This is a genomic window from Gemmatimonas phototrophica (assembly GCF_000695095.2).
In the GTDB taxonomy this organism is placed as follows: Bacteria; Gemmatimonadota; Gemmatimonadetes; order Gemmatimonadales; family Gemmatimonadaceae; genus Gemmatimonas; species Gemmatimonas phototrophica.
Window position 1 is genome coordinate 2,674,784 of record NZ_CP011454.1, and the last position, 23,462, is coordinate 2,698,245.

The following is a 23,462-nucleotide window of genomic DNA, read 5'->3' on the forward strand; positions in this document are numbered from 1 at the left end:
GCACGGACGTTGCTGAATTGGGCGTCCCGCGGAATCGGACGTCCCGCTGAGCGCGTGCAGGCATTAGCGTATACCGCATGCCTGCCAAGAAAACTGCCCCCGCATCAGCCGCCGCAAAGCCCAGCACCCGCAAGCCGGCGTCACCCAAAGCCCCTGCGTTGAACGCCCCCATAACCGTGGATGCGGGCGACTGGACCCGCGATGTGGCCCCGGTTGGGGCACACGTATCCATTGCCGGCGGCACGTGGGAAGCGGCCGCCCGCGCGCGGGAGATCAGTGCCACAGGCGCACAAATCTTTACCAAACAGGCGAACCGGTGGCAGGAACGAGAGGTGGATGCCGACGAGGCGGCCCGCTTCTCGGCAGCCATGGCGGAAACCACGGTGCGCTGGACGTGCGCCCACGATTCCTACCTCATCAATCTGGCGTCCCCGGATGCGGACCTGCGGGCGCGCAGCATTGAGAGTTTTCGCGCCGAGCTGCGGCGCTGTCATGCGCTGGGACTGAATGCGTTGGTGTCGCACCCCGGCAATTTCATGGACGACCGGGCCAGTGGCATTGCCCGCAACGCCGATGGCATTGTGCAGGCCCTCGAGGCGGAGACGGGTCCCACGCGGTTGCTCATGGAGCTTACTGCAGGACAGGGCACGGTGCTGGGATCGACATTTGAGGAAATGGCCGATCTCCTGTCGCGCATACCGGCGCCGTTGCGCGCGCGGGTTGGCGTGTGCCTCGACACGGCCCACATCTGGGCGGCCGGGTACGACGTGGTGAGCGACTACGACGGCGTGTGGCAGCGCTTTGGCGATGTGTTGGGCTTTGAGACCCTCGGCTGCCTGCACCTCAATGATTCCAAGGCCAAGCTCGGCTCACATCTCGACCGCCACGAACTCATTGGCGAAGGCACCATTGGTGGCGAAGCGTTCCGTCGCATCATGACGGATGGACGACTGGCTCACGTGCCGCGCATTATTGAAACGCCAAAGGGTGATACCCCAGCGGAGGCCGATGGCCGCATGTTGCGCACACTGCGGGAGTACGCGGCGGGCTGACGTAGTGAATGGCAGCATTCTGGCGGCGTGGCACGACGACAACGGCCGGTGGGGACCACTGCCAGCTGGGGCAACTGCCGGCCGGGACAACCGCAAGCCGGGACAACCGCAAGCCGGGACAACCGCATGACCTACAGCATGACAATAGCATGACAACCGCGGAACGGCGGGGGGGGTACGCGTAGTTGCCCGCAGTTACCCGCTCCCACGCAGGTGTCATGCAGTTGTCATGCAGGAGGTCATGCAGTTGTCATCCCCAGCTGTTGCCGTTCCCCGGCCGTTCCCCGGAAGGTCCCGCCGTCAGTACAACAGCTTGTAGACCAGCGACACGTTGCGCCCCGGGTTGAACGCAAAGCGTTTGATGCGACTGGTGGCTTCACGGTACTGGGCATCGGTGGCGTTATCCACCCGGAACGTGACGGAGTGCACCTGCCTGCCACGTACGGTAAACAACCACGTGGCGTTGAGGTCGAGCAATGTGTAGGAAGCGGTGGCGACATCGAGTTCGTCGCCAGTGACACGCTCCTGGGCAAAGACCCGCCGCACGTCGCCGCCACCCGAAATCCGCCCGTTGTCGTAGCGGAGCGACGCGCCCACGCGACCAGCGGGAATGAACGGGAGTACCTCGTTGGTGCCGCGCACGCCGGCCCGGACATAATCGCCCATCAGCCCGCCTACAAATCGGTGAACGAGTTTGGTTTCCACCTGCCCTTCGACACCCGTCATGATGGCATCACGTCCCATGAAAGTGACCGTCGGTATGAACGCTCCATCGACCAGCGTTGGAATGGCCAGTGCCTGCGGCGCGATGTAACCGTCAATCAGATTCCGGTACGCACCAAGCTGGGCGAATGTGCGCGATGTTTGTGCACGGACCCCGACTTCCATCCCGGTGCTCTTCTCCACTCCCAGCGACGGGTTGCCGATGTCGTAGGTGCCGGCGGCCGCATGAAACCCATCAGCGTACAACTCCTCAACAGCGGGCGCGCGAAACCCTCGGGACGCGTTGGCCGTGAGCGACACCCCGTCAGCCACCGGCACACTCAACCCCAGCGATGCCGCCATGTTGTTGAACGTGCGGTTGCGCGTTTCGCCAAACCGATCCGCCTGGTCGCCCGGCTTGGTATGAATGCTGAAGCGATCGTAGCGTGCGCCAAGTTGAACGCGAGGAGAATGCTCTTCGGTATCGCCGGGCCCCAACAGGACTTCCTGATAGGCGAATACCGCCACGTTCTCGTTGTCGGCGGCGGGAGTGAAGGCTTCCTCGCCCACAGGCGCATATTGCCGGAACAGCCCCTGCACGCCCACAGCACCAGTGGCGCGTCCCCACTGCGTGCGCGCCGTGATGTTGGTGGTTTGCGTGTTCAATCGGAACCGTGTGCCCACAGCGCCATCTTCTTCGATTTCTGAGTGGGCGTAGCGCTGCAGCGTCTGATCAATACGCACTGAGGGAACAGCAACGAGCCCCGTCGTCACCGTGGACTGCAGTGCCACCGAGCGCCGCACGCCGTCCAGGCGTACCGCTTCTTCACCCGGTGCGTGGGGCAAACCATAGGCGAAATCCATCTGGCGATACACTACGCCCACCGAGGCACGCGGACCAACGTAACCGGTGCCCAGCACCGCCTGCTGCGTGTTGCCGCTGGTATTGGGCTGCACCGCGCCGCCGCCAACCCGCATGTTCGCAAAGTCGCGTACCCCGCCACGAGCGGTGACGGCCAGGCGCGCGGCGAGCGGAATGGTCACCCCCACATTGAGCACCCCGCCTGGCGTGACACTCTCCCCTTGTCCCATGGCGTAGCCGGTGAGGCGCGAAGGGATCGTGGTAGGGATATCCTGGGAGATGACATTCACCACGCCCCCCAAGGCGTTGTTGCCGTACAACAGGGAGGCCGGTCCTCGAATGACCTCGATGCGCTCCGCCGTGCTGGGATCGACAGCGTTCAGGTGATCGGCAGCAGACGAGGAGAGGTCACCAGCGCGATCGCCGTCCTGCAACACCAGCACGCGCTCGCCGGTGAGCCCTCGAATGACCGGTGTGGCCGCCATGGGGCCATTGAACCGCGACGACATGCCGGGCTCCCGCGAAAGCGTCTGTCCAATGCTGGTGCTCAGCGCCCGTTGCAGTTCCTTCCCCGACAGCTGGACGGTGGCTTGCGTGACATTGAGGGGGTCGGTCCCCGTGGGCGTGGCCGTGACGTTCACGCTGGAGAGCCGCACCGTGGCTACCCGCATCACCACCGTCAGGCGCACATCAGCCCCGGTGGCGGGCACGGTCACCACCTGATGTGCGCTGGAGTGGCCGATCCGGACAAAGTCCAGGTGATAGGTGCCAGCCGGCAGTCCCACGAACTCAAAGCGTCCGCGCTCGTCGGTAAGGGCCGCGCGGTTCACCCCGCTCGCCACCACCTGCACGTTGGCTAACGGAGCACCCGTGGTATCCGTGACCACGCCTCCCACCACAACATCAACGGCCGGGAAGAGGGCGAGCGATGGCTCCAGGGAACGATTCGCCCCCGCACGCGTGGCTGCCTCCCCAGGAGCAGATGCAGTGAGCACGGCGCCCAGCGACAGCGCCAAAGACAGTCGGAGTTTCATGGCATCGACTCATGGTGAGCAGGACGGGCGGCGCCCGTCGCGCGAGCAAAGGCAAGGACCGCATATTCCCCGGAGGTGCATCTTGTACCCCACCCGGCAACGGCCACGCCCCCTACGCTGCACTTACGCAATGCAACCCGGATCCCGTTGGCTCGAGCCGCGCGCGCGTTGGTCTCTCCGAACACTACTCGTTCTTGGACTGGCGGGCGTGCTCTCGTGTGATACGCCCACAACCGCCCCGAGTACCTTTGCCTATGACCCCACGGGGCTGACGGGCGGGCAGCTGTACCGATGGGACACGGGTCGGCAGGTGAACGTCTATGTGGTGCCGGGGAGCTCCGGCTCCGCGCAGATCATCGAGGCCGTGGATGTGGCCATGCCACGATGGAACGCCGTACCGAGAGGGGAAACCGTCAGGTTGCAGCGCACCACCGTGGCAGCGCAGGCGAACGTGGTGGTGTACGACAATACATCGCCTCTGCCGGTCGTGACCCCCGATGACTGCCCCTTCAGCACCTTCAGCGCCTTGGGGTACACCTACTTCTGCGCCCGCTCGGGCCGGGCGGTCCCCCTCCCCTTCGTTGGGGGCGGCGGTTCGGCCACGGTGGTAATCCGCCTCGACCTTTCGCGCACCACGGCCACCAGCCCGCTCAGCGCGGTGGTCATGCACGAACTCGGACACGCCATTGGCATCGGCGGCCATAGTCAAAGTGACACCGATGTGATGTTTGCGCTGCCCCGCACGTCCACAGTCAGTGGCCGGGATGCGCAGACGTTGCGCTACCTGCTCGCACAAGCCGCCAACGTGCTCCTCTGACGTGGTGCTTGAGCAGACGGCCTTGGCTCGCCATCTTGTTCCCTCAGCGCATTTCCCTCTGAAAAGCGCTGTCTTCGTTTCTGAAACATATACGTGACGCCTGCGTCGCGTTTTCATTTTGTTGCCGAACGCTTACCGAGAGGGTCGCACCATGGCGACACAGGTCACCCCGTCAGCTCCCGCCCGGGAGAGTGCTGACGGTCTCGCCCCGCAGGGTATCGTGCCCAAGGGCAAGGTTCATTGGAATTACGTCGCGCCGGAGCTGATGGAATCGGCAATCCGTCGCAACGAAGGCCGACTTGCCGATATGGGCCCGTTCGTAGCCGTCACGTCACCGCACACCGGACGTTCTCCCAACGACAAGTTCGTGGTGAAGGAGCCCGCCAGCGAAGCCGACGTGGATTGGGGCAAGGTGAACCAGCCTATTTCGGCAGAGCACTGGGCCACCCTCAAGGCCGATGTGCAGCAGTACCTCAACGGTCTCGATGAACTGTTCGTGCAGGACCTGTATTGCGGCGCCGACCCGGCGACAAGGTTGAGCGTGCGCTACGTGCTGCCCAATGCGTGGCACGCGTCGTTTGTCCGCAACATGTTCATTCGCCCGGACATTGCCGAACTCGCCGCCTTCGCGCCCAACTTCACGGTGTATCACGCGCCGGAAATGCAGGCCGATCCGGCACGCCACGGCACACGGACGGGCACGTTCATTGTGCTAAACCTCGAAGAACGCGCCATCCTCATTGGCGGTACGCGCTACGCCGGTGAACTCAAGAAGGCGATGTTCACCGTCATGAACTACCTGCTTCCCAAGCAGGGTGTGCTCTCGATGCACTGCTCGGCCAACATCGGCCCTGCGGGCGATACGGCGCTGTTCTTCGGCCTCTCCGGCACCGGCAAGACCACGCTGTCCGCCGACCCCGAGCGCAATCTCATTGGCGATGATGAGCACGGCTGGTCGCCCGAAGGCACCTTCAACTTTGAGGGTGGCTGCTACGCCAAGGCGATCAATTTGTCGGCGGAAGGAGAACCCGACATCTACGCGACCACGCAGATGTTCGGCACCATCCTCGAGAACGTGGTGCTCAACGAGCCGTCGCGCACGGTGGACTTTGCCAACCAGAGCATCACCGAGAACACGCGCGCGTCGTACCCGTTGCATTACATCAAGAACCACGTGCCGAGCGGGCGTGGTGGACACCCCAAGAATGTGGTGTTCCTGACGGCCGATGCTTTTGGTGTGTTGCCCCCCATTGCTCGGCTCACGCCTGAGCAGGCGATGTACTATTTCCTGTCTGGCTACACGGCCAAGGTGGCCGGTACCGAACGTGGCGTAACGGAACCGCAGGCCACCTTCTCGGCCTGTTTCGGCGCGGTGTTTCTCGTGTGGCACCCCACCAAGTACGCCGAAATGCTGGGTGAACTGCTCAAGGAACATGGGTCGCAGGTGTGGTTGGTAAACACCGGCTGGAGCGGTGGAGCGTACGGCGTGGGTCGCCGCATGAAGCTCTCGTACACGCGGGCCATGGTGCGTGCCGCGCTCGATGGCGCCCTCGAAGGCACCGAGTTCACCACCGATCCCGTGTTCGGCTTACATCTGCCCAAGTGGGTACCGGATGTTCCGGGTGAGGTACTCGACCCCCGTGGTACCTGGGCCGATGCCAGCGAATACGATGCGCAGGCGCGCAAACTGGCCGGCATGTTCCAGGAGAACATCAAGAAGTTCGGCAGTGCGGTGTCGCCCGCCATTCTTGCGGCTGGCCCGAAAGGCTGATCAACCGACTGGACGACAAACAGAAGGGCCCCGGTGCACATGCACCGGGGCCCTTCTGTTATCCACCGGAGTCGGCAGCTTACTTGAGCTTGACCGTCTCCAGGAACATCTGGCGCCCTTCACGAGCGGACAGGAAGATCAGCCCGTCTGGTCCAAAGCCCACCACCTGCCGGCCAGCGGGAAGCTTCACGCGCTCCAGCAACTTGCCGTCAGGCGAGATGACGTCGTACACCAGCGGCGGCTGATTGGACATCGCCGCCATCATGGCCATGGCGGCTGCCGGTGGGGCCTGACGCGTGCTATCGCGCGGCGCCCCCGGCGCGGTCCTCGGGGTTCCGCCTGGTGCACCAACGCCAGGGGGCGGCCCTCCCATGCCACCACGACCGCCCATAAACGACTGCGCCAACTGCGCCGACAGATTGGATGTCGTGGGGACCACCCAGAGATTGCCCTTCTGATCGGCAATGCTCGAGCCCTGGCGAACCGGCGGATAATAGTCGGGCAGCTTTTCTGCGCCGATGGGCTCGAAGGACATGCGGAATCCGCCGCCACCGCCTGCGTTCTGCCCCATGCGCTCCGAGGCGATCTTGGCCATGGTCGCCAGCGAATCGACCAGCTTGGTCTTTTCTTCGTCGGAGATGCGCTTCCAGTCAAACGGCAGCTTGTCGGACGCCACGTGCGACCCATCGGGACGATAGTAGTCCACGTGATAGTCTAGGACGCGCATGATGGCGACCGTGCCATCGCTGAGCAGTGCCCAATCGTCGGCCTGCGGGAGCGGGTTGATCTTCACCGTCAGCCGCGTGGAGCCATCTTCGCCCCGCGTCATGGACGACTCGTTCTTGGGCACCTTCACAAAGGCCACGGTATCCGCCTTGCGCGTGTCGAAGTCCACCCGCACGATGGGCACGGAGTCCGGCTGGCTGGCCGGATTGAAGCCGCGGCCACCGGGGCCGCCAAACGGCTGGCCACCGGGTGCACCAGCCGCGGCCCCCCCAACGTCACCGCCACGATTGGCCTGATTCTGTGTATTTGGCTGGCGATTGTTGTTGCCGCCCTGCCCGCCACGATCACCACGGCCGCCGCGATCGTTGCCACCACCAAACATCATGCCCATGGCACCACCGCCCCCAGGTCCACCCGCGCCCCCCCCCTGGCGATAGTAGAGCCGTCCCTTGGCGTCAAACGCGTGCGACCCGAGGTTCGCGCCGGTCAGCGTATTGATGTCGTTGGGACGTGGCGAGGCCATGACCCGCACGCTTTTTCCGTTGCGGTCAATCACCACCAGGGACAGCGTGGACGCGTCCACCACAATCGTGGAATCGCCGATATAGGGGAGCAACCCGATCGGGCGCTGCCCATACGGCATGAGCGCTCCAGGCGCCGTGTCGGCGACCACCATCACGTTCTTGAGCGACGCGTCGAACTTGAGCAGTTGACGACGCTGCACATCGTTCACAAATACGGACCCGTCACTCAAGGTGCGGACCATGTTGGCGCTGGTGAGCGGCTGCGTTGCGCGAGCAATGACCGGCGTGACATCGCGTACTGGGACCTGCGCCGCAGACGCCACCGGCGGCGCATTCTGCGCCACCGCCGTTGCCGCCGTGAGGAAAACACCCGCCGCGCTCCAGAGCGCCGTGCGAGAAACGTTTGACATGGGAATACCCATTGAGGTGTACTTCGAAAAGATCTTCATGGTGTTCACCGGCCTCGACCACCGCCCATACCGCCACCCATGAAGCGGTTGCCACCGGCGGTACCCGAGCGGATACCCTGCAAATTGCGCTTGTCCATGAACGGCACGAGCGTCTCAGGAAGAATGCGGAACTGTTCCGGCGTGAGCAGATTCTTGATACCCGGCGCCACCTTGATCAGCACATCCACACTGGCTTCACGCGCATTCAGATAGCGCTTGTAGGCATCGTCGTGATTGTACTTGTCGGGCAGGTCGGCCAGGAAACGCGCCACCGGCGTCCAGATGCTGTCGCTCTTGAGCACGTATAAGCGGTTGAGCGTGGCGAGGCTGTCTGCCTGCTTGCGCGTGAGCTTGAGCGTATCGGCCTGCTGCAGGATCTGCTGCATGGGGTTGATGATCCCCACATTGGCCGTCTGGCGGAGCTGCTGCAGGCTGGGCTTGTTGCCGGGGCGGCTGCGGCCACGATCGAGCTGCTGCATGAGCTGCTGCTGTTCACGCGTCGGCGACAGATCGTAGTTCATCTGCAGCGTGAACGTGACCGGCGCCGACCGCTGCGTCGTCTGGCTTGGACGCGTGCTGCCGAAGCGCTCATTCACCTCGTACTTGTAGCTGCTCGTCGTGGGGTCGAAGCCGCGCACGAACAACAGCGCGCCGTTACTCTGCGGATTCACGAACGACCCCCACCCCTTGAGCCCCGACTCCCCGTTGAGGATGCGGTCGATGCCGTTGAGTGGGTTCTGCACTTGGAACGACAGATTGACGCGCTGCGGCAATCCGAGCTTGAGCGAGTTGAACGACAGGTTCAGGTTGCCCGACATGCCCCACGGCCCCTGACAGGAATTCCGCCCGGCGAATTGCCCGAGCTGGCTGCGCAGACACGCCGTGGCTTCACGCGTACCATTGGCAAGGAAGTTTTCGAGCCCCGCCTTGAGCGCCGGATCATTGACCGAAGCGGGATTGAAGATGAATGCGCGATCGTTGCCGTAGCTGTCGCCGTTGATGTCCTGGTTGACCGTGGGCGTGTAATAGATGCCCGAGCGGAAATTGCCGAACCAGGAAATGCGCACCGCATCCCACGCATTGTAGCTGAGCGAGTACTGAATCTGGTGGCGTGAGAAGTTTGAGCCACGCGACCACTCAATGCCGTCTGGCGAACCAACGGTGCTGTTGAAGCCGAGGAACTGTTCGCGCACGTCCGCGAGCACGTACGAAAGACTCCAGCTCCACTTGGTGTTGAACGTGAATGGACGCAGCGACACCGTGGCCTGCTTGCTTTCCGACTCAAGCTCCGAGGTTTGTGCGGTGACGCGGCCATACTGGGGGAACAGGCGCGCGTCGCGCCACGCCACCTGGCCGGTGGCACCCACAATTGCCGACGGTGCCACGTACACCGGACGTCCCGCTTCATTGCTCAGCGCAAAGCGCTCCACATTGGGGAAGTTGATGTCGATGCCGCCCTGCTGACGCTGATTGCGCGAGTAGGTCGCGTCCACGGAAAAGTTGAAGCGGTTCTTGAGCACCGGCCCTTGCCATCCGAGGTTACTGCGCAGCGAACGCTGCGCGTAATAGTCGGGGAGAAAGAGCGTCACGTTGGGCGAGCTGTTGGAGAACACCGAGCCCGTGGTGCCGTCAGCGCAGGTGCGCGGGATGCTGTTCAGATCGGCGGCAAACGAGGTCCAGTCCGGCACCGGCGTGGCGGAGCCGACGCAGGTGAGCTGCTGCAGCCCACTCGCCAGACCGGTGTTGTCAATGGCGTTGGAGATGAGCTGCGTGCCCGGAGTGTTCTGGAAGAGCCCAATGCCGCCGCGAATGACTGCACGCGGGGCACGCACCATGCCGGGGAGCAACGTCATCTGATCGGCCTGGCCAACCGTCCAGGAGAAGCCGAGTCGCGGACTCACGTAGATGCGGTTGGGGACCTCGGCGTTGTCATAGCCAAAGCGGGCGAGCACATCAGGATTGGTCTGCGGCCCCATGTTGAAATGGTTGCCGTCTACACGCACGCCGTATTGCACCTGCAAGTCGTTCGTGGGGCGCCACGCATCCCCCAGCGACATGGCCGCAACGTACTGACTGCCAACACGCGTACGGGGCGACAGCAGGCGCGTGTACGAGGCCGGCCGGTTGGCTTCGAGATCTGCCAGCGTGTTGTAGCTGAACGAACCGAACTCGTTGAAGTTGAACAGCGAGCTGAATTCGTCGCGGCGCACTTCGGTGGTGAGCTTCACACGGTGGCGATTATCGGCCGAGAACCACGACATGGTGTTGTTGCCCGCCAGCGTGCTGTTCGCATTGGCGTTGTTGAGCGCCGTACTGCCACCGAACTGCAGGTTGCTCACCGAGGCCGAGCCGTCGCCGAACTGCGAGTTCACCCGCACGTTGCCCGACGGCAGGAAATAGAACGGCTCACCGTCGCTGCGGTTGGTGCTGTAGCCGACCGTAGTTTCACTGAAGATCCCCTTCCAGCCGAGCAGGCCGCTGTGACGCGCCTGCGCTGAACCGCCCCAGTTGGTGCGGGTACCGTCGCGCGAAGGAGTGATCAGACTCGTGCCACCGCCACCAAAACCGCCGAAGCCACCAAACCCACCACCGCCACCAACAGGCGACGTCTGGTTGTAATTCGCCGACAAGGTGATCGCGTACGTGCTGCCGCGCGACGAGTTCTGCGGAACCCAGTCGAAGCTGTTGAGCGTATTGAGACTCGTACGGATCCGGCGCGGGTCGTATCCGCCCACCGTAATGGGCACCTCGTCCGCTCCGAGAATGTCCAGCAGGCGCGCGACCGAATCGGGCGAGACACCGGCCGCGGCGAAGCCGTTCGGGTCGCTGCTGAGCAGCGTCTGCAGATCCTGCAAACGACGGTCGAACTGGAACGACGTGTTGTAGAACAGCTGGTCAGGCTTGATCGGGCCAGCCGCTGATCCGCCAAGGGACATGTTCGTGTACTGCTGTCCCGTCGCGGTGCCGATGCGATCAAGCCACTGCAGCTGCGGTGAGACGAAGTTGCCACTGAGGCGGCGCGACACGAAGTTCGATCCCGAGCGGGTGCGTACTTGCAACTGCCCACCGGAGAAACCACCGCGCGAGACATCGTACGGCGACGTACTCAGTGACGACATCACATTGGCATCACGCGGCAACTGCGCATCACCGAAGTTGAGGCCGTTGAGCTGCGTATTGTTCTGGTCGCCACCCAAGCCGAACACCGAGAAGGCATCGGCGGCACCATCGGCGCCGAGCAGCAGCTGCACCCCGGGAATCGCCGACGCCATGGCGGCGAGGTCGCCCATCTGCTCGGCGTTGAGAAACCCCGCCGTCTCATCGTTCACGCTCTTTTCTGTGCCGCTCACATCGGAGACCGTGTCGCTTCGCGACACCGCCGCACGCTCCGTGATCTGCATGGCGTCCAGCGTGATCGTCGCCGGTGCCATCCGGGCGTCGGCAATCAGGATTTCCTGATCGGCGGTGCGCTTCACCTGATAGCGGCGTGGCGCGAGGCCGATGCCGGAGAAGGTGACCCAGTAGTCGCCCTCGCCACCTGGAAAGGAAATGGTGTACCGGCCATTGGCCGCGGTCCGGGCGGTACGGCTCACGTTCCCGCTGAGCGTGGTAGCCGTGACCAGCACGTTTGGAATGGGTAGCGTGTCGGTGCCGAGCACACGACCGCGGATGATATCGACTTGCTGCGCCATGGCGGACGTGGCGCTGGCTGCCAGGGCCAGGCAGAACGTCAGCGCGCACGAAAGCCGTCGGAGAATGGGCGATGTAATGGTCACGACGATTAGACGAGTGATTTCTGGCGTTCGTTAAGAAACCCGCCAGGTGTGCGATTCGGACGCCCGGTACAAGGGCATCAGACCACATGTGGCATTAATGCGGCGCTCCGCATTTTCGTTGTGTGGGCAACAATTCTCAGTTCCGACATGGGACCGAGGGCGTGTTCCCGAGGACCAAAGACCGCGCGGACAGGCCGAGCGAAAACCGCCGGTATCCCGCTGACAACCCGCTGACACGACTTCTGCATATCTTTGCCACCATGGAAATTCTGCGCGATCCGCTCTGGAACAACATCCGCCTCGATCCGCTGGCGCTGGCGCTGCTCGAAACCCCCGTCATGCAGCGGCTGCGCTATGTCCGCCAATTGGGGCTGGCGTTTCTGGTGTATCCTGGCGCCACCCACTCGCGGTTCGAGCATGCGCTGGGGGCCTGGCATCTTGCCGGCATGGCGCTGCGCCTGCTCGATGAGCGGGGCGCGTTACAGGACATTCCGGTGCGCGATCAGCAGATTGTGCGCGCCGCCGCTTTGCTGCACGACGTGGGGCATTACCCCTTTTCTCATGCGCTGGAGGAGATTGGCGTCACCGACCACGAAGAGGTCGCCCGCCCCCTGATCACGGCGGGGGTCATTGGTGCCTGCCTGCGAACACACCTCGGCGAAAGCGCCCCCGAGGAGGTCTTTGCCCTCATCACCGGGCGCAGCACCCACGCCCTGCAAGGGCTGATCTCCGGGTCCATTGATCTCGACAAGATCGAGTACCTGAAGCGCGACGCCACCATGTGTGGTGTGCCTTACGGCGAGATCGATGTGGACCGGCTGCTCAACTCACTGGTGCTGGTCACCCTTCCTGGGGAACGACCGGCCATTGGGGTGCACGAGAAGGGGCTCTCGGCGTTGGAGTCGCTGCTCTTTGCGAAGTACCAGATGTACCGCAATGTTTACTGGCACCATGCGGTACGCAGTGCCACAGCCATGTACAAGCGACTCGTGGCCGTGGCCATTGATACGGGGGCGGTGGCAGGTGACACCGTCGCCCGCTTTACCGACGAAGGGTTGCTCGTGCATCTCGACACGCCGTCGCTGGTTCCGGAAGCCCGCACCCTGCTGGATGCCATTCGCGTGCGGCGCCTCCACAAGCGCGCCTACGAATGTCCCGCGGCGACCCTCGGCGACGACGTGGGTGAATGGATCGCCAGCGACTACGTGCTTACGCGCCGGGTGGAAGATGCCTTCGCCAAGGAACTGGGGCTGGCGTCGGGCGCAGTGCTGCTGGACTACCCGGCCAAAACGCAGATGCTCGGGGTGGACATCGCCATGCAACGTCGTGACGGCCGGGCCGTGCATTTGACGGCCGAAGGGTGGGAGGGCGCCCTCAACCTCCCCCGCCTCAGCGACGAGCTGTATCGCAGCGCGCGCCGGCTGCGTGTGCTTACAGCCAACCGGGCACCGGTGCCCGCCGAGCAAGTGCTCAGTGTCCTGCGTATGGAGGCCAGCGAAGTGCGGGCGCGCCTTGATCAAGGCGAGCGGCTGCTCGGCTGACACCAGAAGCGCCGGTCCGCCATCGGGCCGGCGCCTCCACGCGTCTTAGCGCGCGGTGCCCCGGTCGCAGTGGGTCTTGCCGGCTTTCGCCGCTTCCAGCATCTCGACGGTCTCGAGGGCAATCGACTCGCCCTTGTCCCTGGCGTAAAACGCCCGGATTCCGGCGTGCACGGAGTCGAGCGACACCTTGCTGCGTTCCGGCGCGGCCCATTCGCGCAGTGGGCGAGGCTGCTCAACGATGCATCCCCGCTCATTCCCGGCCTCATCAAGCAGAACGAACGTGGGCGTGGCGATCCGCCCATCCAGCGACCGGTGGCTGTCCTGCACGGCGCGTCCGGCCGTTGGCAGCACAATGCGCAAATCAATACCGGCCAGCGCCGCCACCCGCGCCACATACGGCACGGTGTTCATGGAGTCGCCGCAGGCATCAATGGCCACCACGAGAATTCGCCAGGCGCCGCCTTGTACGGCGGTTTTGGCTCGGGTGACCACCGCATCGGCCACCTGTGCACTATCTGCGAGCTTCACCCACCCTTCGCGACGCGCCTTGGCGGCGGCCACAAAGTCGGGGAATCGCTGGCCACTGGCATGCAGGGCGCTCAGACCGCTGTCCGCGGCGGGCCGGCTCTTGGCGCGCCCCGCTACGGCCGCACCGATCTCGCAGGGCAGGACTGTCGTAAACCCGTACGATGACCACCCCAGAGTGCGCGGCGCGGCGTAGGCAGCCTCTGGAAGGGCGCCGAGACCCAACAATGCCAGCGTGGAGAGAACACCGAGGCGCAAGGTCATGACGGAGCTCCTGGGGGGGATGGAGTTACGCTGGCGGAAGCCGCCTGTGTCCGGCCGCGGGCATCGGCGAGTTTGCGACCGATCCCGCGGTAAAAGGCGGCGTCGAGGGGCTTGTTCTCGTCCTCGAGGGACAGCGCACAGCGCTCGAGGGCATACAGCAGGTTGCCGAGGTACAGCTCGGCAAGCCCGCCAACCGACTCGTCAGCCAAGGACAGCCGGCATTTCGCCGGTGGCAACGCCAGTGACCTTGATGACCTGCACCACGATCGCCGTGATGTTGTCGAGACCCCCGCGACGGTTGGCCTCTGTGATCATGGCGTCCACCATACGCCCGGGCGTCTGCTTGGACTCAAGGATCTTCTTGAGCTGAGGATCCTCCACCATGCCCGTGAGCCCATCGGAGGCCACCAGATACAGGTCGCCAACCTGCAGCTCGCCCGTCAGCACGTCCGCTTCGACGGCCGCGTTGGCCCCGACACAGCGGGTGATGACGTTGCTGTAGGGGTGATAACGGGCCTGCTCGGGGGTCAGGAAGCCGGCGTCCACCTGCTCCTGCACATACGAGTGGTCTTTGGTGATCTGGCGAAACGCCCCATCGCGCAGCAGGTACACGCGGGAATCACCGATGTGACCGATGATGTACCGTCCCTGCCCCATCATGATGCAGGACGCCGTGGTGCCCATGCCCTGCTTATCGGCTTCCTGGATGGTGCGTTCGTAGATGGCGCGGTTCGCGGCCTTGAGAGCATCCGCCATGCGCGTGCCAGCATCACTGCCGGTGAGGTCACGCACATCGGTGAGGTCCCGGGCGACAATCTGGACCGCCATTTCACTGGCAACTTCGCCAGCGGCGTGTCCCCCCATGCCGTCGGCTACGATAAAGAGCCCTCGCTCTTGATCGGCGTCCGCATAGAGACTGTCTTCATTGCCTGCCCGAATTCGACCGACATCGGTACCGGCGGCGACAGATAGCTGCACGTGGGTGGGGTGTTCGTCCGGGGAAAACGCAGGGAACGCGGGAGTGTACTACGGAGTAGGAGCGAAGCTACCCGACAGCTGCATCGGTTGGCAAGCGTGTATCCACGGCTGAATGAAACTCGCGCTCGCCGTCTCCCCCCGCCTGTAACCGAAAAAGCCGTTCGTACGTGCCTCCGGCGCCCAGTAACTGCTGGTGGGTGCCCCGCTCGACGACCTCTCCGTGGTGGAGCACCAGGATTTCGTCGGCGTGCACGATGGTGCTCAGGCGGTGGGCAATGGCGATGGTCGTCCGCCCGCCCATGAGGGCCGCCACCCCCTGCTGAATCTCTGCTTCAATGTGGGAATCCACCGCACTGGTGGCCTCATCGAGAATGAGCAGCGAGGGATCAGCCGCAATAGCACGGGCGAAAGCGAGCAATTGACGCTCCCCGACGCTTACGCCGCCGCCGCGCTCCCCGAGCTCATGATGCCAGCCGCCCGGCAAGCGATCGATCACCCGTTCGGCGCCCACCCGTGCGGCCGCCAAACGCAACGCCTCATCGCTCAGCGTCGTGGAGAGCCGGATATTGGCCCCCACATCCCCGGCAAAGAGGAAAATGTCCTGCTGCACATACCCCACCACCGATCGCAGCACATCGACCGGAATCGTCCGGATGTCTTCGCCATTGACCAGAATGCGCCCCCGCTGCGGCTCGTAGAAACGCAGCAGCAGGTTCACGATCGTGCTCTTCCCGGCTCCGGTATGACCCACAAGCGCCAGAAATTGCCCCGGGGACACGCTGAAGCTCACCCCCTTCAGCACCCACCGTGGCTCCGCTGGCGGATGTGGCAGCGGCTGAGCGTCGGATTGTGATGAAGATTTCACCAAAGCATCCCGACCACCGTCCTCCGTCACCCCTCCGTCAGCGCCGTAGGCAAACCAGACCGACTCAAAAGTGACCGTGACCCCGGCCCGCCGAAGCCGCTCCACCTGATGCTCCCGATCGGGGCTCGACTCAAGCCCAGGAGCTGGCGCGAGATCCAGGAGCCCAAAGATGCGTTCCGACGCGGCCATGGCCGCCTGCAGGATGTTGTACTTCTCCGACAGGTCCTGCAGGGGCTGAAAGAACCGACGGACCAGCTGCAGAAACGCCGCCACCGTCCCCACCGTGAGGGCTCCCCCGGCCACCTCATACCCGGCCGTGACCAGCAGGCTGGCCAGCGCGAGCGTGGTGAGGAATTCGATCACGGGGAAATAGAGTGCATACACCGTGATCGACTTGAGCTGCGCGTCGAGGTGCGCGGTGTTGAGTCCGCCAAAGCGACGGACTTCCGAGAGCTCCCGGCCGAATAGCTGGATGAGCCGAATGCCGGCCAGACGCTCCCCCAGATAGGCATTGAGCTGCGCCACGCGAGTCCGGATGTCACGGTACGAACTGCGCACGTACCGCTGAAAAAGCCGCGAGGCCAACAGCACGAAGGGGATGACAGCGAACGCTGCCAGTGCGAGGCGCCAATCCACCACCAGCATGACCACCCCAATGGCCACGAGAGTGAACAGGTCACCAAGACCGGACACCACCCCAGAGGTGAAGAGCTCGTTCAGCGCCTCGACATCGCTGGTGACGCGGGTGACCAGCCGCCCAACGGGCGTGCGATCGAAATAGGCAACGGGCAACTGCTGCAGACGCGCAAACAACTCGGCGCGCAAGTCCCGCATGACTCGCTGCCCGAGCAGCGCGGTGAGGAGCGTTTCGCCGTAGGCGGCACCGAATTGCGCCACGAGCATCCCGGCAAACGCCAGCGCCACCTGCCCCACCAGCGCGGGGTTCCTGGCTGGCAGCGCCACGTCAATGACCCAGCGGGTAAGCAGGGGGCCGGCCAGCTGCATACCGGCGGCCAGCGCAATGCAGACGAGCGCGGCCACCACCACCCACGCATATGGACGCACGTACGACAGCAGCCGACGGACCAGTCGGGCGTCATACGCCTTGCTCAGCGCGTCGTCATCGGGAGGAGCGGAACGGACAGCAGCAGCCATGGACTGGGCAATCTACACGCGTGCCGGAATCTGTTTGGGGCTCCCGATAGTTTTCTGTGAATGAAGGACACGATTCGCATCCTGGGCGCCCGCCAGCACAACCTGAAGGGCTTTGATCTCGACTTGCCTCGCCGAGCCATCACCGTCATCACGGGGGTGTCCGGCTCGGGCAAATCGTCACTGGCCTTCGATACGCTGTACGCCGAGGGACAACGGCGGTACGTGGAGTCGCTGTCGGCCTATGCCCGGCAGTTTTTGGAGCGTATGGAGAAGCCGGCCGTCGACTCCATCGAAGGGATGTCTCCGGCGGTGGCCATCGAGCAGAAGAATCCCACCCGGACCTCGCGCTCCACGGTGGGAACGGCGACGGAGATTTATGACTATCTGCGGCTGCTCTGGGCGCGGGTCGGTCGGACGTATTGCCGGATCTGCAACCGGGAACTGCGACCGGACACCGTGCAGTCGGTCACCGATGTAGTGATGTCCCTGCCCGAGGGGACGCGGTTCATGGTGGCCTGCCCACTCATTCGGTCCAGTGCGGTGACGCACGCGGTCATCGCCGAGAATCTGCGCGCCCGGGGGTTCGTGCGCGTTGCCGTGGGGAACACGGTGTACCATCTCGATGATGTCACGGAAGACGCTCTGAATCTGTCGTCGGCCGATGCCGTGTCCGTGGTGGTGGATCGGCTGCGGGTAGACGCGGCCAGTCGCGGCCGTATTGCCGACGCCGTGCAGACGGCATTTACCGAAGGGGACGGTGATGTCACGCTGCTCTTTCCCGAACCGGTGGTGCCGCCAGCGGGACAGGGGGCAGCCGCGGAGGGTGAGGCCGTGCCGCGCCTGTCATTTACGGAACGGTTTGAATGTCCGAACGACGGAACGCGGGCCCCGATGCCCACGCCGCAGCTGTTTTCGTTCAACAATCCCCGCGGCGCCTGCGTGACGTGCAACGGCTTTGGGGCCACGCTGGATTATGACGAATCACTGATCGTTCCCAACCCCGACCGTTCGGTGCGGGACGGCGCGATCGATCCGTGGACGGCGCCGCGCTACGAAAAGCAGCGTCGCCTGGTGGTGGATCAGGCCCGCGCGCTGGGGGTGTCTCCCGACGTTCCGTGGAAATCGTTGCCGGCCAAGGCGCGCAAGGAATTGCTGCACGGCAAGACCCGCCAATACACCGGGATCTATCCGTTCCTGCAGGCCCTCGAAGAGAAGCGATACAAGCAGTACATCCGCATCTTTCTGCGCAAATATCAGAGCGCCCAGCCCTGCGCGTCCTGTGGCGGCAGCAAACTGCAGCCCGACGCCCTGCAGGTGCGCATTGTCGGGCGCACCATCGCCGAGGTGTCGCAGATGCCGGTGCGCGATCTGCGAACGTGGCTGGACGAGTTGGCACTTGCGGGCGGCGAGGCACAGATCGCGGAGACCGTGTTGCGGGAAGCGCGGGCGCGGGTGCGCTTTCTGGCCGATGTGGGGCTCACGTACCTCACCCTCGATCGCGCCACGCGCACCCTCAGTGGCGGTGAGGCCCAGCGGATTACGCTCTCCAATGCACTGGGGGCGGCGCTGGTGGATGCCACCTACGTGTTGGACGAACCCAGCATCGGACTGCACCCACGGGACCTGGACCGGTTGCTGTCGCTGCTCACGCGCCTGCGGGACCTCGGCAATACCGTGATCATGGTGGAGCACGATCTCGAAGCCATGCGCATTGCCGACTTCATGGTGGAGATGGGGCCGGCCGCGGGCGAACAGGGGGGCCAGGTGGTCTTTGCCGGTCCTATGGCCAATGTCGCGCAGAGCCCGCTGACCGGTCAGTATCTCACCGGTGCACGGCGCATCGACGTCCCGGTCACACGGCGCACATTGGGGCCACGCTGGCTGGAGTTGCGGGGGGCGACCGCGCACAATGTGCACAACGTGGACCTGCGCGTGCCGTTGGGCGCCATGACGGTCGTGACCGGTGTCTCCGGCTCCGGCAAGAGTACGCTGGTGCACGATGTGCTCTTTCATGCGATCGAGTCACGCCTGCACGGCGAGCACTCCGCCAAGGAACACCTCGGCGAAACCGTGGGCACCTTTTCCACACTCAGCGGCGACGAGCACCTTGATGATGTCGTGCTGGTGGACCAGAGCCCCATTGGCAAATCCCCGCGCTCCAATCCGGTGACGTACGTGAAAGCGTACGATGAGATCCGCCGTCTGTTCAGCGAACTGCCGCTGTCTCGAACACGTGGCTATGGCCCCGGCCACTTTTCGTTCAATGTGGCGGGCGGGCGGTGCGAGCACTGCGAAGGCGCGGGCGCACTGGAGGTGGAGATGGTGTTCATGGCTGACGTCTTCGTGCCCTGCGATGCCTGCGGCGGCAAGCGGTTCAAACCCGACGTCCTCGAGGTCCGGCTGAAAGGGCGGAACATCGCCGACGTGCTGGAACTCACAGTCGATCAGGCCATCAAGTTCTTTCCGCGCGAAGACAAACTGGCGCAGGCACTATGGCACGTGCAGCAGGTGGGGTTGGGGTATCTCCGCCTGGGACAGCCGGCCACTACGCTCTCGGGCGGCGAGGCACAGCGGCTGAAGATCGCCCGCGAATTGGCCCTCACCGCCCGTGGTGGCGCCCGAAAGCTGTATGTGCTTGATGAACCCACCACCGGGCTCCACCTGGAGGACATCCGCAAGTTGGCCCAGGTGTTTGACCGGTTGCTCGACCAAGGCCACACGCTGCTGCTCATTGAGCACAACCTCGACGTGATCAAGCTGGCCGACTGGATTGTGGACATGGGCCCGGATGGCGGCGACGGCGGCGGCACCGTGGTCGCGATGGGGCGCCCGGAAACCCTTATGGAGAACGCGGCCTCCCACACCGGGCGGTGGCTCAAGACGGTGTTACCGAACATCTAGGGCCCGCTTGACTCCCGCCCCCTTCCCGGTGATTATATGAGGCTCTGGCGCGGTCCAATGGGCCGTTTGCTGGAGGTTGCTGGTGTTGCATTCCCGGGTAGCTCAGGTGGTAGAGCAGGTGACTGTTAATCACCCTGTCGGGGGTTCGAGTCCCTCCCCGGGAGCTGGACGTTTTCGCTTCAGAACAATTGATGTTGGCGTTACGCCACGCGCCCGGACGTCACTGTCCGGGCGCGTTGTGCATGGAGACCACGAGGCGGCGGCCCCACAGCGTTACACCCGTGGCAACATGTGCTACGAATGCCCCAAATGAAGTGAATTTCATGTTGAGTTGACGCAACACCATGCGTCGTGACAGTGGATACCAGCACCGGACTGCCCCGTGATGGTTCTCACTCCTTTCGTGTAGTCGTGCGACTCACGCATGGAGGTCGGGAACCACCCGCTCCGCTCGGTTCGCGGCAGTTCAGCCCCCTTACTACCCCGTTGTCATGACGACCCCACTCCGGCGCCTGCGCGTTGGCTACACGATGATCGAGCTCCTGCTGGTGGTGGGGACGCTGGCCATCGTCTTCGCCCTGGCCGCGCCTCGCATGACCACCATTCGCGAAAGCTCCACGCTGCGCGCCGGTCACCAACAGCTGGCCTCGGCCTTTGCGGCCGCGCGGGCGGCGGCGCTGCAGAAGGGCAAGACCTCGACGCTCACCCTCAGTGGGAACGTGGCCACGGTGACCGTGTTGAGCGGCCTCGCCGGGACCTCGGTCACGGTGTTCGGTCCCATCCGGCTGTACCAGTCACTGGGAATCGCGCTCGAGCCGTTGGAGGATGCCCCCACCGTCGTCAATTACAACGGCCGCGGCATGATGACCAACGTGATGGTCGAGGACGAAGAAGTATTTCGGTACCGACTGCGCTACGGCACAAAACTCGACACGCTGTGCATCAGCACGGCCGGTCTCATCCTCTCGAAAAGCTGCACCCTGTGAGGATCATTATGCGGACATCTTCACGCCGTTCTCCTGCGCGACCGGCCCTGCCCCGGTCGCGTGACGGCATTACGCTCGTCGAAATTCTGTTCGCCGTCATCATGCTGGCGGTGGCGGTCGGCGGCCTCCTGGGCAGCTCCGCGTCGGTGGCTCGCCAGATGGGTGGAGGCAGCACCCAGATGGTCGCCGCCAGTCTCGCGCAGGCCCGGCTCGATAGCCTCACCAGTCTTTCCTGTGCCCAGCTGGCCGCCGGTGCGGCGTATGGGAGCACCAATCAGCGCGGCGTGCAGGAATCCTGGACCGTCACGGACGGGCGCAACATCAAAACCATTGACGTGCGGATTGCGGTGCCGCGTCGTGTCAATCAGCTCCGCTACCAGATGGTGATTCCATGCCGAGACTGACCCGCACGCGCCGCGGCTTTTCCATCGCCGAACTGCTCATTACGCTGGGCATCCTCGGAGTGATCGGGGTCATCGTGTCCCGCCTCATGATTGGTCAGCAGCGCTTTTACCAGCGCACCAACGAGCAGATGGAAATGCGCCGGGAGCTCCGTTCCGCCATGAGCCTCATCCCCGCCGATTTGCGTTCCATTTCGTCCTCGGGCGGGGACCTCACGGACTTCGACAACAGCTCCATCCAGTTCCGGGCCGTCATTGGCGCCTCGATGATCTGCAACAAGGCGAGCAGCACGCAAATGGATATTCCGCCTATCAACATGGCGCGCAATACCCTCACCAGCTGGTACACGCAGCCGGTGGCTGGTGATACGCTGTGGGTCTTCAACGACTCGCTGTCGCGCGGTGCCGAAGATGACGAATGGAAGGGGTTGCGCATTACGTCGGTGGCGCAGTCAACTACGCTCTGTCCGCTATCACCGTATCTCGATGCCGCGTTGGATGCAGGCAAGCCGCGCTTCCGCATTACGGTGAACGCGTCCATGGGAGACTCGGTGAAAGCGGGATCGGCCATTCGCTTCACTCGCAGCACACGCTATTTCCTGGATGACGAGACCAGTGGCTCGTGGTACTTGCATCGGTCGGAATATCTGGACGGCAACTGGACCGATGCGGTGGCCGTCAGCGGACCGTACGCCGCCCCGGCTGGCAGCGCCGGCGGAATGCGCTTCGCTTACTATGACAGCCTCGGGGCGGCGGTGACCTCGGTGGCCAACAGCCGTCGCGTCTCCCGCATCGACTTGTTGTTGCGTGCCAAAGGCCAGAACAGCTCCGGATCCGTTGGTGGGGCCTCCGTGCAGAATACCGACTCACTCGCCTTCCGTATCGCCTTGAGGAACCGGCAATGATCATCCATCCCCAGCAAGACTCGAGCGATACCACAACGTCCGTCGCTGTCGATGACGACGCGCCACCACGTGGCCGGTTGGTTCGGGCTCGTCGCGGCGTCGCGCTCATTCTGACGCTCGTGGTAGTGGTGGTGCTCGCCATTCTCTCCACCGGCGCCGTCATCAGCTCCATGCAGGAATTCCGTGGAGGGCGCAATGCCCTGGTGGAACAGCGGGCCTTTGCGGTCGCCGAGTTTGGACTCAACTCGGAAATTTCCAACTGGGATCGTGGCCGTAATTTGCCACCCCCGCGTGGCATGGCCATTGGCGCCATCGACTCGGCCAACGTTTTCGTCGCACAGGGCGATACGGCCAAGGTGTTCATTCAGCGGCTGACCGACAATACGTTCTGGGTACGGTCCGTTGGGCGCGCCAGCATTGGCAACGCCCAGCTCGAATCGCAGCGCATGACCAACATGGTGGTGCGCATCGCGTACCCGACGATCAATCCGGGCGGTGCCATTGTGACGGCCGGCGATGTGCGCGTATCGGGAAATGCCACAGTGACCGGGACCAATACCGACCCGACAAACTGGACACAGTGCTCATCAATTGTTGGACGCGATACGTTTGCCATCACCTATGCGCCCGGCAAGACCGTACAGACCGGTGGCTCGTCGGCCATCATCGGCGGAACTCATGCTGACCCGGCGGCTGGTGATTCCAACACGTACGTCCGCTACGGCACGGAATCGTGGAATTCGCTGGTGGCCGCGGCGGATATTTCCCTGCCAGGTGGGTCGTATGGCCCTGGACCGGTGGGAACCAGTACCACGTGCGACTTGTCGGGCACGCTCAATTGGGGAGAGCCACTCCGCGGGGGCACCGGGCACGTGAAAGGCTGCGAAGACTACTTCCCCATCATCTACTTCAGTGGCACGGCCACACTCTCCAAGGGACGGGGGCAGGGTATTCTGCTGGTCAACGGCGACATACGAACCGTGGGCAATTTCCAGTGGTACGGTCTGATTATTGCCCGCGACGATATCGTGAAGGGCGCCGGTACGTTCGACCTCTGGGGCAGCGCCATGAGCCGCAACGCAAACGTACAAGACGACAACAGCATCGTGGGCACCTCGAAATTCCAGTGGTCCAAGTGCGCGGTGGAGTCTGCTTTGCGCGGCTCAGCCATTCTGACCCGCACCAAGGAACGGAGCTGGGCGCAGCTGTACTGAGTCCGCGTTCCTTA

Annotated in this window: 16 protein-coding genes and 1 tRNA gene; 10 read left to right on the forward strand and 7 right to left on the reverse strand. The window is 64.0% G+C overall.

From position 1 onward, the window contains the following. Positions 1 to 77: 77 nt before the first annotated feature. On the forward strand, positions 78 to 1,052 hold the full coding sequence (locus GEMMAAP_RS11410; protein WP_082821256.1) for a deoxyribonuclease IV: 975 nt from the start codon (positions 78 to 80) through the stop codon (positions 1,050 to 1,052). Positions 1,053 to 1,352: 300 nt separating this feature from the next. Here the strand turns inward: GEMMAAP_RS11410 and GEMMAAP_RS11415 are convergent, their stop codons facing one another. Beyond that, positions 1,353 to 3,650: a TonB-dependent receptor gene (locus tag GEMMAAP_RS11415; protein WP_026849672.1), complete on the reverse strand. Its 2,298-nt coding sequence runs from the start codon at positions 3,648 to 3,650 to the stop codon at positions 1,353 to 1,355. Between the two features lie 208 nt (positions 3,651 to 3,858). Here GEMMAAP_RS11415 and GEMMAAP_RS11420 point away from each other — a divergent pair, with 208 nt between their 5' ends. Together GEMMAAP_RS11420 and pckA are read left to right on the forward strand one after the other, a co-directional pair. Next, positions 3,859 to 4,467 carry a zinc metalloprotease gene (locus GEMMAAP_RS11420; protein ID WP_026849671.1) on the forward strand — a complete coding sequence of 203 codons (609 nt, stop codon included), beginning with the start codon at positions 3,859 to 3,861 and terminating at the stop codon, positions 4,465 to 4,467. A gap of 151 nt (positions 4,468 to 4,618) precedes the next feature. Next, a complete protein-coding gene (gene pckA, locus GEMMAAP_RS11425) occupies positions 4,619 to 6,238 on the forward strand; it encodes a phosphoenolpyruvate carboxykinase (ATP) (RefSeq protein WP_053334124.1) in 1,620 nt (539 codons plus the stop codon). 79 nt (positions 6,239 to 6,317) lie between these two features. Here pckA and GEMMAAP_RS20775 read toward each other — a convergent pair whose 3' ends face one another. After that, complete coding sequence (locus GEMMAAP_RS20775) at positions 6,318 to 7,898, reverse strand: SMP-30/gluconolactonase/LRE family protein (RefSeq protein ID WP_145979106.1); 1,581 nt, start codon at positions 7,896 to 7,898, stop codon at positions 6,318 to 6,320. A 44-nt stretch (positions 7,899 to 7,942) separates the two neighbouring features. Continuing rightward, positions 7,943 to 11,713, reverse strand: coding sequence for a TonB-dependent receptor (locus tag GEMMAAP_RS11435; RefSeq protein WP_026849668.1), 3,771 nt, complete (start codon positions 11,711 to 11,713; stop codon positions 7,943 to 7,945). Between the two features lie 260 nt (positions 11,714 to 11,973). Between GEMMAAP_RS11435 and GEMMAAP_RS11440 the strand changes: the two genes are divergently transcribed. After that, entirely contained in the window at positions 11,974 to 13,254 is a 1,281-nt protein-coding gene (locus GEMMAAP_RS11440; RefSeq protein WP_053334123.1) for an HD domain-containing protein, read from the forward strand. A gap of 45 nt (positions 13,255 to 13,299) precedes the next feature. On the opposite strand, the gene GEMMAAP_RS11445 is transcribed toward GEMMAAP_RS11440, so the two are convergent. From GEMMAAP_RS11445 to GEMMAAP_RS11460, 4 genes are all read right to left on the reverse strand, one after another. Then, entirely contained in the window at positions 13,300 to 14,043 is a 744-nt protein-coding gene (locus GEMMAAP_RS11445; RefSeq protein WP_053334122.1) for a thioredoxin family protein, read from the reverse strand. After that, complete coding sequence (locus GEMMAAP_RS11450) at positions 14,040 to 14,252, reverse strand: hypothetical protein (protein WP_026849666.1); 213 nt, start codon at positions 14,250 to 14,252, stop codon at positions 14,040 to 14,042. The genes GEMMAAP_RS11445 and GEMMAAP_RS11450 overlap by 4 nt, the downstream gene beginning before the upstream one ends. Then, complete coding sequence (locus GEMMAAP_RS11455) at positions 14,245 to 15,021, reverse strand: Stp1/IreP family PP2C-type Ser/Thr phosphatase (protein ID WP_053334121.1); 777 nt, start codon at positions 15,019 to 15,021, stop codon at positions 14,245 to 14,247. The genes GEMMAAP_RS11450 and GEMMAAP_RS11455 overlap by 8 nt, the downstream gene beginning before the upstream one ends. Positions 15,022 to 15,088: 67 nt before the next feature. Continuing rightward, complete coding sequence (locus GEMMAAP_RS11460; protein WP_053334120.1) at positions 15,089 to 17,041, reverse strand: ABC transporter ATP-binding protein; 1,953 nt, start codon at positions 17,039 to 17,041, stop codon at positions 15,089 to 15,091. A 60-nt stretch (positions 17,042 to 17,101) separates the two neighbouring features. Here GEMMAAP_RS11460 and uvrA point away from each other — a divergent pair, with 60 nt between their 5' ends. The 6 genes from uvrA to GEMMAAP_RS11490 all read left to right on the forward strand — a co-directional run bounded on the left by uvrA (position 17,102) and on the right by GEMMAAP_RS11490 (position 23,448). Further along, entirely contained in the window at positions 17,102 to 19,942 is a 2,841-nt protein-coding gene (uvrA, locus tag GEMMAAP_RS11465; RefSeq protein WP_026849665.1) for an excinuclease ABC subunit UvrA, read from the forward strand. Positions 19,943 to 20,033: 91 nt separating this feature from the next. Further along, positions 20,034 to 20,106 (forward strand) — tRNA-Asn (locus GEMMAAP_RS11470). Positions 20,107 to 20,433: 327 nt separating this feature from the next. Next, a complete protein-coding gene (locus GEMMAAP_RS11475; RefSeq protein ID WP_026849664.1) occupies positions 20,434 to 20,928 on the forward strand; it encodes a pilus assembly FimT family protein in 495 nt (164 codons plus the stop codon). A gap of 8 nt (positions 20,929 to 20,936) precedes the next feature. Continuing rightward, complete coding sequence (locus GEMMAAP_RS11480) at positions 20,937 to 21,332, forward strand: type IV pilus modification PilV family protein (protein WP_026849663.1); 396 nt, start codon at positions 20,937 to 20,939, stop codon at positions 21,330 to 21,332. Next, on the forward strand, positions 21,320 to 22,234 hold the full coding sequence (locus GEMMAAP_RS11485; RefSeq protein WP_043580702.1) for a PulJ/GspJ family protein: 915 nt from the start codon (positions 21,320 to 21,322) through the stop codon (positions 22,232 to 22,234). The genes GEMMAAP_RS11480 and GEMMAAP_RS11485 overlap by 13 nt, the downstream gene beginning before the upstream one ends. Further along, positions 22,231 to 23,448 carry a hypothetical protein gene (locus GEMMAAP_RS11490; protein ID WP_026849662.1) on the forward strand — a complete coding sequence of 406 codons (1,218 nt, stop codon included), beginning with the start codon at positions 22,231 to 22,233 and terminating at the stop codon, positions 23,446 to 23,448. Before GEMMAAP_RS11485 ends, GEMMAAP_RS11490 begins: the two co-directional genes overlap by 4 nt. The last annotated feature ends 14 nt before the right edge of the window (positions 23,449 to 23,462 follow it).